Genomic DNA, 13,247 nt, shown 5'->3' on the forward strand with positions numbered 1-13,247 from the left:
ACGGGACCATGAGCATCATCCTCGCGGACGGCTGGGTCGTCACCATGAATCCCGCACGGGACGTGCTGGAGCAGGCCAGCATCCTCGTGCGTGGGGACAGAATCGCCGCCATCGGCACGCGGGCGCAACTCGCCGCGCAGGAGCCGGGGGCGGAGATCATCGACTGCCGCGATCGCATCGTCGTCCCCGGGATGGTGAATACGCATACGCATCTCTTCCAGACCCTGCTCAAGGGTCTGGGGGATGATCGCATGCTGAAGGACTGGTTCACCTGCATGACCGGCCCTGCGGCGGTGGAGCTGACGGTGGAGGATGTCGCCGCCGCCGCCCTGCACGGCTGCGTCGAGAACATCCGCGGCGGCGTCACCGCCCTCGTCGACTTCATGTATGCGCATCCCCGGCCGGGTCTCACCCAGCCGGTGATCGAGGCCTTCGAGGCGAGTGGCATCCGCGGCCGCGTCTGCCGCGGGTTCCTGACCGGCGGCGCCGAATTCGACGTGCCCGTGCCGCTCATCGAAACGGCCGAGCATGCGCTTGGTGATGCACGTGCCATCATCCGTGCCCATAACCGCCCGGGCGGCCGCGTGCAGGTCGGCCTTGCTCCCTCCATGATCTGGGCGCTGGACGCCGAGGCGCTGCGCGCCACGCGCCGCCTGGCAGACGAGGAAGGCGCCTTCATCACCACCCATGTCGCCGAAACCCCTTTCGAGATCGAGCAATCCCAAAGCCGCTTTCGCTGCACGGATACCGAGTTGCTGAGCGAGATCGGCTTCCTCGGGCCGGATGTGCTCGCCGTCCATTGCGTGCAATGCGGCGCGCGCGACATCGACCTGTTACGCCGTCATGATGCGCGGGTCTCGCACAATCCCTGCAGCAACATGTATCTCGCCTCTGGCGTGCCCCCCATCCCGACCATGCTGGATGCCGGGATCACTGTCGGCCTCGGTTCGGACGGGCCTGCGAGCAGCAACAATCACAGTCTGGTCCAGGCGATGAAATTCGCGGCCCTCATCCAGAAGGGCCATCACCGGAACCCCGAGATCATCACCGCGGAAAAGGCGCTGGAGATGGCGACGATCGACGGCGCACGCGCCATCGGCCTGGAGCACGAGATCGGTTCCATCGAAATCGGCAAGAAGGCCGATATCGCGGTCTTCGAGACGGAGGATTTCGCCATCGCGCCGGTACATCACCCGGTCTCGGCGCTGGTCTATTCCGCGCTCGGCCATGAGGTGTCGACCGTGCTGATCGACGGCCGCATCGTCTTGCGCGGCGGCCGGATGACGACGGTGGACGAAGGCGCCGTGCGCGCACGCTCCCGGTCCGCTGCCGCCTCCCTCGCCGCCCGCGCCGGCGTCGCGCATCTCGGCCGCCGCCCCTGGCGCTCCATCGGCGCCGCCCGCGCATGAGGGATCAATCCACCCTGCGGCGATGGTCGGCCGCCATCCTGCCGCCGGCGGTACTGCTCGCGCTGATCGTCGCGGCCTGGTCCATCCTCAGCGCGGAGGGGCTGATTCCGAACTACCTCCTGCCGGCCCCCCTCAAGCTCGCCGCCACCCTGGTCAGCGACCGCGCGATACTGCTGCGCCACGGGCTGGCGACGACCGAGGAAGCGCTGCTCGGCTACGGCATCGGCTCGGTCCTCGGCCTGCTGGCCGCCGTGCTGCTCAGCTTCTCGCGGACCCTGCGCCTGTGCTTCTTCCCGCTCGCCCTCGCGACGCAGGCGGTGCCTCTCATCGCCATCACGCCGCTCATCGTATTGGTGATGGGGCGCGGGCTGCCGGCCATCCTCACCCTCGTCGCCATCACCGCCTTCTTCCCGATGCTCATCAACATGACGCGGGGCCTGCGCGCCGCCGATCGCGGCTATCACGAGCTGCTGCACAGCCTCGCAGCCAGCCGCCTGCAGAGACTGGCCATGATCGAGCTTCCAGCCGCGGCACCCTATTTCTTCGCGGCACTGCGCGTGGCCGCGACGGCAAGCTTCATCAACGCCATCGTCGGCGAATGGATCGGGTCGAATGTGGGCCTCGGCTATCTCGTCGTCATCTCCGGCCAGTATTTCCGCATCCCGACGCTTTGGGCCGCCGTCTGCGTCACCGCTGCCCTCACCCTGCTGCTGGCGGGCCTCGTCGCCCTCGTCGAGCGGCTAGCGACGCCTTGGGCCGCGATGGAGGGCCGCGCATGACCCGTTGGCTCCGCATCGCCGGCCCTGCCGCCGTGCTGCTGGCGCTTCTCACCCTCTGGTGGGCGGCAACCGGGCTCGGCTGGGTCGATCCCCTGGTGCTGCCCGCGCCCGATGTCGTCTTCGGCGTCTTCTGGAACGAGCCCGGGTTGATCGCCCGCAATGCCGGTATCACCGCAGCGGAGGCGGTCATCGGTCTCGTCCTCGGCAATGGGCTCGGCCTGCTGCTCGCCATCCTCTTCGTCGCCTCTGCGACAACGCGCCGCGCCGTCCTGCCCCTCGCGATGGCAGCCCAGTCAGTACCCATCGTCGCCATCACGCCGGCGCTCATCATCGGTTTCGGCAATGGCATGGAGCCGAAGATCCTCGTCGCCATCTTCCTGGTCTTCCTTCCCATGCTGGTCAACGCCATGCGGGGCCTGCGTAGCGCGGAGGCCGAAGTCGGCGAGTTGATGCACAGCCTGGATGCCAGCGCCTGGCAGCAGCTTTGGATGGTGCGGTTGCCGGCGGCGCTGCCCTTCATCTTTACCGCGCTGAGATTCTCTGCCTGCTCTGCCTTCGTCGCCGCCATCGTCGCCGAATGGGTCGCGGCCAATCGCGGCCTCGGCTACCTCATCGTCTATGCCGGCGCGCAATACAAAACAGACGAGGTCTGGGCCGCGGTGCTGACGGGCACCGTCAGCAGCATGCTCCTGGTTGGCCTCGTGGTGCTGCTGGAGCGACGCGTGATGCCCTGGTCGCACGATCCGACGGAGGGCCTGTCATGAAGGGCACCGTACCGCCGCTCGGCCTCTTCAACCAGATGTGGGGGGCCACCCCGTTGTCCGATCGCGCCGTACTGGAAACGGCAATCGCGGAGATGGCGGTTGCGGGGTCTCTCGGCTTCGCCTCGCTCTGGATCGGCGAGCATCATCTGCCTCCCGGCACGGGCGCTTTCCACGGCCGCGTGCCGGCGGCCGAAGTGTTCCTCGCGCATCTCGCGGCGCGCCTGCCGCGCATCACCCTTGGCACCGGCGTGAAGCTCTTCGCGACCGATGCGCGCCGCGCGGCGGAGGAGATGATGACCCTCGCCCTCCTCGCACCCGGGCGCGTGGAATTCGGCATCGGCCAGGGCCCCACCCTGCCGGGCAGCGCCGAAAGCCGGGAGGAGAAGGCGCGCCGCTTCCGCCGCCAGCTCTCCGACCTTCTGTTTCATCTCTCAGGCGAAATGCCGCTCTCTCTCCAACCCCAGCCCGATCTGGTCGGAAAACTCTGGGTGGCGGCACGAGATGACGACACCATAACGCTGGCCGCCGAACGAGGTCTGAACTTCGTGGTGGGCCAGGCCGAGATCGGCATCGCCCAGGCGCGCTTCGTGCGGCGCTATCGCGCGGCCGGCGGCTGCGGCGAAGTGCGCGGTGTGCGCCTCGTCTTCCTCGCCGAAAGCGAGGCCGAGGCCGCAGCACTCACCGCCGACGCGACCGCGCTCTATTTCGGCGCGCTCGGTAACAAGGGCTACCACGCCCAGGCGGTGGCGGAGGGCCTGCTGCCCGCGCAGGCCGAAACGCCAGAGGAACAGCGCCGGCAGGTCGATTTCCTGGTTGGCCGGCCCGATCAGGTGGCGGAACAGCTCAACGCGCATATCGCGCTGCTCGGCCTCGACAGGCTCGATCTCATGCCGCAACTGCCGGGGCTGGCGAGCGATGCCGTGCAGCGCTCGCTGCATCTCATCGCGACGGAGCTGAAACCCCGCTTGCGGTTTCCGAAGAGGCTCGCTGCATGATGAGGGTTCTGGGTCCCGAAACCGTATCGCTCACCTTGGCCGATGGCGTGCGGCTGGATGCCGATCTCTATCGTCCCGCCGAAGGCGGCCCCTGGCCGGTCTTGTTGATGCGCCAACCTTATGGGCGGCGCATCGCCTCCACCGTCGTCTTTGCCCATCCCCGCTGGTATGCGGCGCAAGGCTATCTCGTGGTGATCCAGGACGTGCGGGGCACCGGCACCTCCCAAGGCCGCTTCATGGCCTTCGAGACGGAGGTCGCGGATGGCGCCGAAACCGTCGCCTGGGCCGCGGCCCTCCCCGGCAGCAATGGCCGCGTCGGCATGTACGGCTTTTCCTACCAGGGGATGACACAGCTTCTGGCGCTTGCCGGCGGCGCTTGCCTCGCCGCGCTCTGCCCCACCATGGTCGGCTGGGACGTGCATGGCGACTGGGCCTATGAGGGCGGCGCCTTCCGCCTCGCCGACAGCATCGGCTGGGGAATCCAGATGGCGGCGATCCGCGCCGCCCATGATGGCGAGGCAGAGGCCTTCACCGCCCTCTCCCGCGCTGCCAAATCGCTGCCTCTGCACGATGACACGCCGGCCTTCCCCGATATCCTGCGGCGCTACCGGCCTCTGGGTCATTTCGCCGACTGGGTGGAGCATGACGACGCGGCCGCGCCCTATTGGCAGGCCATTGCGCCGCGCGGCGCGCTGGTGGGAAAGGCCATGGACGTGCCCATGCTGCATGTCGGCGGCTGGTACGACACGATGCTGATGGGCACGCTGGACTGTTTCGCGACCACCCGTGCGCGGACGGCGCAGCCGCAGCGCCTCGTCGTCGGCCCCTGGCCGCACCTGCCCTGGGGGCGCCTCTCAGGCGGTGACATGGGCGATGCCGCTGATGCCGAGATCGACCGGCTGCAGCGGGATTGGTTTGATGCTTTTTTGAAGGATTCCGGAGGGGCCGCATCCCTCAAATCCGGCCTCGATCTCTTCGACGTCACCGCGCGCGGCTGGCGGCATTTCGCGGATTGGCCGGGCGGCACCCGCACCCTTTCTCTCGCGAGCGGAGGGCTCGCGGCGGCGACCGTGACCGATGGCGTGCTTCTGGACGCGCCCAGCGCGGCGGCGGCGCAGGATGATCTGGTGCATGACCCATGGCGCCCCGTGCCCTCGCTCGGCGGGCATGACGCGGCGCCGATGGGCCGGGCGGACCGCACGGCGCTCGACCAACGCGCCGACGTCGCCTGCTACACCTCCCCACCCTTCGAGGAGGATGCACTGTTCGTCGGCGCGGTCGATCTCGATCTCTTCGTCACCGCCGATGCCCCGTGTTTCGACGTCTCGGCCGTGCTCTCCGAAGTCACGCCCCAGGGCCGCGCGGTGGTGCTGACCCAGGGCTATGCGCGGCTTCTCGCGACGGACGCCCAGCCGCGCCGCATCTCGCTGCGCGCGCTCTGCGCCACCATCCCGGCGGGCCGCCGGCTGCGCCTGTCGCTCGCCGGGGCCAGCTTCCCGGCCCATCCCGTCAACCCCGGCACCGGCGCGCCACCGGCGACGGCGCGGATGGAGGAGGCGCGCATCATCACCCTCTCCCTCGCCCACGGGCCGGATGCCCCCTCCTGCCTGCATCTGCCCGTCACTGACCTGCGCCCCGCGCTCTCCCCTGCGCCCTTGAGGAGCCTGCACCCATGATCGCCGTCAGCACCGAAACGGTCGCGACTGCTCGCGCCTTCCGCATTTCGCCCAGCGACACGAACTACTTCGCCGTGCTCTTCGATCCGGAGAAGGACGGCATCCGCAACGTTTTTGTCATCGAAATATTCGCGTCTGGCGGCGCGACGCCGCCCAATACCCATGCGGACGCGGATGAGTTCTTCTATGTCCTCGCCGGCGAAGGCGTCGCGCGCTGTGGCGGCGCGGAGGTGCCCCTCAAGCCCGGCTCGGCGATGCTGCTGCATCCGGGACACGAGCACATCGTCGAGAATACGGGTACGAAAAAGCTTTATTGTCTTACCGTTATGACACCGAATGAAGGCTTCGCCGAACTCATCCGTTCCGGCGCGCCGGTGGCGCTCGATGCCGAAGACCTCGCCGTGCTCGGGGGCCTCGCCCATGGCTGACGGCGTCCCCCTCGGCGCCTCCCCGCGCAACCAGTGGCGGGTGAGCGCGAGCGCGGTCGATCTGCGCCGGGCGCCGCTGCCCGCCAAGCCCCGCACCATCCCGGCGGCCCCGCAGCAGGTGACGCTGGATCTCGCGCGCACCGCCCTCCTCGTCATCGACATGCAGAACGATTTCTGCCACCCGGCCGGCTGGCTCGGCCATATCGGGGTGGACGTCACCCCGGCGCGCGCACCCATCGCGCCGCTCGCCGCCCTGCTGCCCGCGCTGCGGGCCGAGGGCGTGCCGGTGCTCTGGGTGAATTGGGGCAACCGGCCGGACCGGCTGAACCTCAGCCCTTCGCTGCTGCATGTCTACAAGCCGCACGGCACCGGTATCGGGCTCGGCGACCCGCTGCCCGGCTCAGGCGCGCCTGTGCTGGAGGCAGGCAGTTGGTCGGCGGAAGTGGTGGAGGAACTGGCCCCCGCAGCGGACGACATTCATGTCGCGAAATTCCGCATGTCCGGCTTCTGGGATACGGAGCTCGACAGCATCCTGCGCAACCTCGGCGTCACCACCCTGCTCTTCGCCGGGGTGAACGTGGACCAATGCGTGCTGTGCACCCTGCAGGACGCGAATTTCCTCGGCTATGACTGCATCCTGCTGGAGGATTGCAGCGCCACCACCTCGCCCGACTACTGCTTCGCGGCGACCCTCTACAACGTGAGACAATGCTTCGGCTTTGTGGCGCAATCCACAACTCTGCTCGGCAGCCCTGCCTCGTAACCGCTCGTGCACCGTGCCATCCTCCTGCCCCTGAACGCGAGGAGGACGGCATGGGCGGGAACGAGGCGCAGAAAGACTACTGGAATGCCGCGGTCGGGCAGACCTGGGCGACGCTGCAAGGCCAGCTCGACCGGCAGCTGGCCCCCTTGGGTGCGGCGGGGCTCGCCGCCCTCGCACCCCGGCCCGGCGAAACCCTTCTCGACATCGGCTGCGGCGCGGGCGCCACGACCCTCGCCCTCGCCCAAGCGGCCGGCGCCACAGGCCATGTCCTCGGCCTCGACATCTCCGAACCCATGCTGGCCGTCGCCCGCCGCCGCATCGCCGAGGCCGGGGCCGCGGCCGAAGTGCAGACCGCGGACGTGCAGACCGCGGACATCGGCGAGAGCCGCTTCGATGGCGCCTTCTCCCGCTTCGGCGTGATGTTCTTCGCCGATCCCGTCGCCGCCTTCGCCAATGTCCGGCGCAGCCTCAAGCCCCAGGGGCGCCTCGCCTTCGTCTGCTGGCGGACGCTCGCCGAGAATGGCTGGCAGCGTGTGCCGCTGGAGGCCGCGAAGCCCATCCTGCCGCCGCTGGCACCGAGCGATCCCCTCGCCCCCGGCCCCTTCGCCTTCGCCGATGCCGCCCGCGTGCGGAACATCCTGGGCGAGGCAGGCTTCACGGATGTGGCCGTCAGCCCCTTTGACACCGAAATCGGCGCCGGGGATCTCGACCAGACCCTGGCGCTGTCGCTCGAAGTAGGTCCCCTGTCCCGTGCGCTGCGCGAGCATCCTGGCTACCGGGAGGCCGCGGTCGGCGTTGTGCGCCAGGCCCTCGCTGCCTATGTGACGCAGGCCGGGTTGAAGCTGCCGGCCGCCATCTGGGTGGTGACCGCGACGCGCGGCTGACCACCCGAGCCGGAGTTCTCGCCATGCCCCTCCGCATTCCCTTCGACAACAGCTATGCCAGCCTGCCGGAACGCTTCTACGTGAAGATGACGCCGGAGCCGGTGGCGGCCCCCGCCCTCATCCGCGTCAACCACGCCCTCGCCGCCGAACTCGGCATCGACAGCACGGCGCTGGAAACGGCGGAGGGTGTCGCCGTGCTCGCCGGCAATGCGGTGGCCGAGGGGTCAGAGCCGCTGGCCCAGGCTTATGCCGGCCATCAGTTCGGCGGCTTCTCCCCCCAGCTCGGGGATGGGCGCGCCATCCTGCTCGGTGAGGTCGTGGGCCGGCACGGGCGGCGGGACATCCAGCTCAAAGGCTCCGGCCCCACCCCCTTCTCGCGGCGCGGGGACGGGCGCGCGGCGCTCGGCCCCGTTCTGCGGGAGTATGTGGTGAGCGAGGCGATGGCGGCGCTTGGCCTGCCGACGACCCGCGCGCTCGCCGCCGTCACCACGGGCGAGCGGGTGCGGCGCGAACGGATGCTGCCCGGCGCCATCTTCACACGCGTTGCGGCCAGCCACCTGCGCGTCGGCACCTTCCAATACTTCGCCGCGCGCGGCGACACCGAAGCCGTGCGCATCCTCGCCGACTACGCCATCGCCCGGCACTACCCCGAGGCGGTGCAGGCGGAGAATCCCTATCGCGCCTTCCTCGAAGCCGTGATCCAGGCGCAGGCCGCGCTCATCGCCCGCTGGCTGCACATCGGCTTCATCCATGGCGTGATGAACACCGACAACATGACGATTTCCGGCGAGACGATCGATTTCGGGCCCTGCGCCTTCATGGACGAGTATGACAGCCGCCGCGTGCTGAGTTCCATCGATCATCAGGGCCGCTACGCCTACGGCAACCAGCCCAATATCGGCTTCTGGAATCTCACGCGCCTCGCAGAGGCGCTGCTCTCCCTGCTCGCAGAAAGCGAGGACACCGCCATCGAGGAAGCGAAGGCGGCGCTGGAACTCTACGTGCCGCGCTTCCAGCAAACCTATGATGACGGGCTCTGCGCCAAGCTCGGCCTGGCGCCGGGCGAGGAGAATACGGCCACCGCCCATGCCCTGCTGACGCTGATGGGCGAACACGGTGCGGATTTCACCCTCACCTTCCGCGCGCTTGCGGAGGCGCAGGAGCCAGAAGGCGAGATGGCCTTTCGCGCGCTCTTCGGGGATGCGGCGCCGGTTCTGGACGGTTGGCTCGCCCGCTGGCGCCAGCGCCTGGCAGCCGAAGCCGGTGCCCCCGCCAGCCGCGCCGCCGCCATGCGGGCGGTGAACCCCGCCTTCATTCCCCGCAACCACATCATGGAACAGGTGATCGTGGAGGCGGTGGACTCCCACAACTTCAAGCCCTTCGACGCCTTCATGGATGTTCTGTCGAAGCCCTATGAGGACCAGCCTGGGCGCGAGACCTACAGCTTGCCGCCGCAACCCGAGGAGCGCGTGCTGCAAACCTTCTGCGGCACCTGACCGAGAGACGAGGAGACGCCCGATGAAAGCCGCCATTCTCCAGGCCCCTGGTGGGTTCGACCGCATCGCCATCCGCGACCTGCCCGACCCCGGCGCGCCAGGACCCGGTGAGATCCGTGTCGCTCTGCACGGCAGCTCGCTGAATTTTCACGATCTTCTTGTCGCTAAAGGCACCTTGCCCACGGCAGACGGCCGCATTCTCATGGCGGACGGCGCCGGTGTGGTCGAAGCCGTGGGTGACGGCGTAGTCGCGTTCAAGCCGGGCGATACCGTCGTCTCCTGCTTCTTTCCGCAATGGCAGGACGGCACGCCGCAGGGGCATGTCGGCCACTTCCAGCACACGCCGGGGGATGGCGCGCACGGCTTCGCCTGCGCCTATGCGGTGCGGCCGGCCACCGCCTTCACCCTTGCGCCGCGCGGCTGGACGGCGCCCGAAGCCGCCACCATCACCACCGCGGGCCTTACCGCCTGACGCGCCATGGTCGGCGACGGCAAGCTCAAGGCGGGCGACACCGTGCTCGTTCTCGGCACGGGCGGCGTCTCCATCGCGGCCCTCCAGATCGGCCGCATGATGGGCGCCCGCGTCATCCTCACCTCGTCTTCCGACGAGAAGCTGGAACGCGCCCGCGCCCTCGGCGCGGATGCGACGATCAACTACCGCAGCACGCCGGACTGGGCGGAGGCGGTGAAGGATATGACCGCTGGAGAGGGCGTGGACCACGTGATCGAAGTGGGCGGCCCCGGCACGCTTGCGCAGTCTATCGCGGCAGTAAAGGTGGGTGGACACATCTCTCTCATCGGCGTGCTGACGGGCATCGAGGGACAGGTGCCGACGGCCCAGCTGATGGCCAAGCAGGCGAGGCTGCAGGGCCTTATCGTCGGCAGCCGGCGCCAGCAGACGGACTATGTCGCGGCCCTCGAACAGGCGGGCATCCGGCCGGTGATCGACCAGACCTTCCCGCTGGAAGGCATCGCCGATGCCTTCCGTGCGCAGGAGGGGGCCGGCCATTTCGGGAAGATCGCGCTCAGCTGGTAGCCGGATCATCACGGCCGCGTGGCGCACGGCTTCGTGCCCTGCGCTCGTGTTGAAGCGTGAAGCGGTGGCGCCGATCTCCTGACCAGGCCAAGCGATTGGCACCACGACAGGGAGAAGAATGATGGCAAACCATTCCACCCACGACAGCAAGCACGCGCAGGACGACAAGCACGGCACGTCGGCCGCCGGGCAGAAGGGCGTGAGCCAGGAGCAGGTGGGCTCCGGCAAGAAGAACGACCCGAACAACTTCGCCAACGACCGGGAGCGCGCCTCGGCCGCTGGTAAGAAGGGTGGCCATTCCAGCCACTGAGGCTTGCCTTCTCGATGACCGACACAGGGGGAGCCGCATCGCGGCTCCCCCGACGCATGTTCGGGGCCCGGCGCGCCGTCACCAATTCGTGCCGATACCGGACCATTGTCTTGGCAACGCGGCCTCCCATCTGCGGCCTATGCCCGATCAATCCAGCTCCTCTCCCCGCCCGAAACGACCGGCCACCCGCGAGCGGCAGATCATCCGCCTTCAGCGCCTCAGTGCCGTGCCGGAAATCGCCGCCAAGGAAGCGCAGCTCACCTACGTGAACGACGGCACGCCTGGCATCAGCCGGCTCGCCGGCCGCCGCGAAAAGTCCTTCACCTACCGCTATCCGGACGGTCGCCCGGTCAAGGATGCGGCGACGCTGGACCGCATCCGCAAGCTCGCCGTGCCGCCCGCCTACACCGACGTCTGGATCTGCAGCGATCCCGACGGGCACCTTCAGGCAACCGGGCGAGACGCGCGGGGGCGGCGGCAGTACCGCTATCACCCCCGCTGGCGCGCCGTGCGGGACGAGGCGAAGTTCGGACATATGATGCTGTTCGCGAAGGTGCTGCCGAAGATCAGGCATCAGGTCGAAGCCGATCTGGCTCGGCCCGGCCTGCCGCGGGAGAAGGTTCTCGCCGCCGTGGTCCGCCTGCTGGAAACCACGCTCATGCGTGTGGGCAACGAAGAGTATGCCCAAACCAACAAGAGCTTCGGCCTGACGACGCTACGCAACCGCCACGTACGGGTGCGCGGCCGTTCAATCCTTCTCGACTTTCGCGGCAAGCACGGCATCACCCATCACATCGATCTCGAGGATGCGCGCCTCGCCAAGATCGTGCGGCAATGCCAGCACCTTCCCGGGCAGGAGCTGTTCCAGTTCGTCGACGAGGACGGGGAGACGCACGGCATCGGCTCCTCGGACGTCAACCGCTACCTGCAGGAGATCAGCGGTGCCGATGTGACGGCGAAGGATTTCCGCACCTGGGCGGCCACCAATCTCGCAGCACTCGCTTTGCAGGAACTGGCCGTCGCGACGGACCCGCTGCCGCCCAAGAAGAGCATGCTGCAGGCGATCGAAGCGGTCTCCAAACTGCTCGGCAATACGCCCGCCATCTGCCGCAAATGCTACATCCACCCCGCCGTCTTCGACGGCTACCTGGACGGCTCCCTCCTCGAAACGCTGAAGACCCGGGCGACCGAGGAGTTGACCCAGGGCATCGGCCGGCTCAAGCCGGAAGAGGCGGCCATCACTGCCTTCCTGACGCAGCGGCTCGCACGTGGCACGGCCCAGCCGGAAGCGGCAGCGGCGGCGGCGAAAGCCGCGAAAGCGCCGGGCGGTCGCACGGCAAAGGCGAAGGCAGCCGCCCGTGCCGTGGCCGCGGCGTCGGCGGCAGGCGCCGCGCCACGGGCCTCCGCCTGACGGCGCCTCGCCTCAGTTGCCACCCTTGCGGCCCACGGAGGAGACGTCGAGATAGCGGTCCATCAGCATCTGGCCGTCGATCTTCTCCTCGGTCAACGCCATGGCCAGCACCTCCCCCCCGAAGACGTTCGGCGCCATGATCATGTCCGGCTGCACCCGGCGCACCCGATCCATGTTCTTGCGCGCGTTCACCGCCGCGATCTTGCGCGCCGGGCTGTCGAGATCCTTGAGCGCGAGGACGACGAAGGCGTTTTCGGCATCGTCCTCGGTGAGCGCGAGGACGGCCCGGGCGTTCTCCGCCCCGGCGCGGCGCAGCACGTCGAGATCGGTCGGGTCGCCCAGCTCCATCTCGGCCCCGTCCACCCGCGCCCCGTCGTCATCCGTGATGACGACGACGCCATAGCCGCGCTGCACCAGTTCGCGCGCCGTATTGCGGGCAAGCGCCCCGGTGCCGGCGATGATGTAATGATCGACGCGGCGCATTTTCTTGGCCCCTCTGGGTTCGAGGATATGCGACAGGCGGCCCTGCACGATGGGGCCGACGAGGGCGGACAGCGAGGTGACGAAGACCGTGATGCCGACCACGATGAGCGACACCACGAAGAGCCTGGCATCGTCGCTCTTGGGCAGGATATCGCCATAGCCCACCGTGCTCATGGTCACGACGGTGAAGTAGACCGCCTGCTGCAGGTCGTTGATCGGCGGGGAGAAGCCCTGGCCGAGGAAGAGCGAGCCGAGCACGCCATAGGCGAGCAGCAGCATGGTGGCGGCAAAGGCGAAGAGCGTGCTCGCCGTGACGGAGGAGCGGGTAAAGGCGCTGCCCGAGACCATCAGCGCCAGGAACAGCGCGATGACGTAGAGCACGTCCGGCGAGAAGACCGGCTGGTGGTTGTAGCCGATGGCGATGGCAACCTGCGCCAGCGTCATCAGAAGCGCCGTCACCCAGGCGAAGCGCGAGCGCAGCACCAGGCCGATCGCGACCAGCAGCTGCACCGCGCCGATCACGGCATTCGGCACGCCCTTGAGGATCAGCTCCGGCACGCTCGCCGCGAGAGGATGCAGGGAGCTGGTGAGGCCGGCGAACTGCAGGTGCAGATATTCGTCGAGATAGCGGGTGACGGCGGGGAGAAGCGCCAGACCACCTGCGACGCCGACGGCCAGTGCGAGCGGCAGTTGCGGGAACCAGAGATCGAGCCGGCCACGGTGATACAAGCGGCGCAAGCGGGCGCGGCTGCGGGGAAAACTCAGGAACCGATGAAGGGCGGGCGCGACCTGCATGCCCTTCTGACTAGCCGA

The 13,247-nt window shown here is 68.6% G+C and carries 14 protein-coding genes; 13 read left to right on the forward strand and 1 reads right to left on the reverse strand.

All coding sequences use genetic code 11. The annotated features are described in order from the left end of the window. Nucleotides 1–8 precede the first annotated feature (8 nt). The 13 genes from ACYQ6W_RS00575 (at nt 9) to ACYQ6W_RS00635 (ending at nt 11,951) form a co-directional block, all read left to right on the forward strand. Nucleotides 9–1,409: an amidohydrolase family protein gene (locus ACYQ6W_RS00575; protein ID WP_459672888.1), complete on the forward strand. Its 1,401-nt coding sequence runs from the start codon at nt 9–11 to the stop codon at nt 1,407–1,409. Next, nucleotides 1,406–2,188, forward strand: coding sequence for an ABC transporter permease (locus ACYQ6W_RS00580; protein WP_459672889.1), 783 nt, complete (start codon nt 1,406–1,408; stop codon nt 2,186–2,188). The genes ACYQ6W_RS00575 and ACYQ6W_RS00580 overlap by 4 nt, the downstream gene beginning before the upstream one ends. Beyond that, on the forward strand, nt 2,185–2,952 hold the full coding sequence (locus ACYQ6W_RS00585; RefSeq protein WP_459672890.1) for an ABC transporter permease: 768 nt from the start codon (nt 2,185–2,187) through the stop codon (nt 2,950–2,952). Before ACYQ6W_RS00580 ends, ACYQ6W_RS00585 begins: the two co-directional genes overlap by 4 nt. Then, nucleotides 2,949–3,947 (forward strand): LLM class flavin-dependent oxidoreductase, encoded by a 999-nt coding sequence (locus tag ACYQ6W_RS00590; RefSeq protein WP_459672891.1) that lies wholly within the window; start codon nt 2,949–2,951, stop codon nt 3,945–3,947. Before ACYQ6W_RS00585 ends, ACYQ6W_RS00590 begins: the two co-directional genes overlap by 4 nt. Further along, nucleotides 3,944–5,623 carry a CocE/NonD family hydrolase gene (locus tag ACYQ6W_RS00595; protein WP_459672892.1) on the forward strand — a complete coding sequence of 560 codons (1,680 nt, stop codon included), beginning with the start codon at nt 3,944–3,946 and terminating at the stop codon, nt 5,621–5,623. The genes ACYQ6W_RS00590 and ACYQ6W_RS00595 overlap by 4 nt, the downstream gene beginning before the upstream one ends. Beyond that, entirely contained in the window at nt 5,620–6,051 is a 432-nt protein-coding gene (locus ACYQ6W_RS00600) for a cupin domain-containing protein (protein ID WP_459672893.1), read from the forward strand. The genes ACYQ6W_RS00595 and ACYQ6W_RS00600 overlap by 4 nt, the downstream gene beginning before the upstream one ends. After that, nucleotides 6,044–6,814: a cysteine hydrolase family protein gene (locus ACYQ6W_RS00605; RefSeq protein ID WP_459672894.1), complete on the forward strand. Its 771-nt coding sequence runs from the start codon at nt 6,044–6,046 to the stop codon at nt 6,812–6,814. The genes ACYQ6W_RS00600 and ACYQ6W_RS00605 overlap by 8 nt, the downstream gene beginning before the upstream one ends. 50 nt (nt 6,815–6,864) lie before the next feature. Then, entirely contained in the window at nt 6,865–7,698 is an 834-nt protein-coding gene (locus tag ACYQ6W_RS00610; RefSeq protein ID WP_459672895.1) for a class I SAM-dependent methyltransferase, read from the forward strand. 23 nt (nt 7,699–7,721) lie between these two features. Continuing rightward, complete coding sequence (locus ACYQ6W_RS00615; RefSeq protein ID WP_459672896.1) at nt 7,722–9,194, forward strand: protein adenylyltransferase SelO; 1,473 nt, start codon at nt 7,722–7,724, stop codon at nt 9,192–9,194. 22 nt (nt 9,195–9,216) lie between these two features. Then, on the forward strand, nt 9,217–9,666 hold the full coding sequence (locus ACYQ6W_RS00620; RefSeq protein ID WP_459672897.1) for an alcohol dehydrogenase catalytic domain-containing protein: 450 nt from the start codon (nt 9,217–9,219) through the stop codon (nt 9,664–9,666). Between the two features lie 6 nt (nt 9,667–9,672). After that, complete coding sequence (locus tag ACYQ6W_RS00625; RefSeq protein ID WP_459672898.1) at nt 9,673–10,230, forward strand: zinc-dependent alcohol dehydrogenase family protein; 558 nt, start codon at nt 9,673–9,675, stop codon at nt 10,228–10,230. Nucleotides 10,231–10,351: 121 nt separating this feature from the next. Beyond that, on the forward strand, nt 10,352–10,540 hold the full coding sequence (locus tag ACYQ6W_RS00630; protein WP_459672899.1) for a KGG domain-containing protein: 189 nt from the start codon (nt 10,352–10,354) through the stop codon (nt 10,538–10,540). A 139-nt stretch (nt 10,541–10,679) separates the two neighbouring features. Next, complete coding sequence (locus ACYQ6W_RS00635) at nt 10,680–11,951, forward strand: DNA topoisomerase IB (protein ID WP_459672900.1); 1,272 nt, start codon at nt 10,680–10,682, stop codon at nt 11,949–11,951. A 12-nt stretch (nt 11,952–11,963) separates the two neighbouring features. Here the strand turns inward: ACYQ6W_RS00635 and kch are convergent, their stop codons facing one another. After that, nucleotides 11,964–13,229, reverse strand: coding sequence for a voltage-gated potassium channel protein (gene kch / locus ACYQ6W_RS00640; protein ID WP_459672901.1), 1,266 nt, complete (start codon nt 13,227–13,229; stop codon nt 11,964–11,966). Nucleotides 13,230–13,247 lie beyond the last annotated feature (18 nt).

The organism is Acidisoma sp. 7E03, from assembly GCF_054665075.1.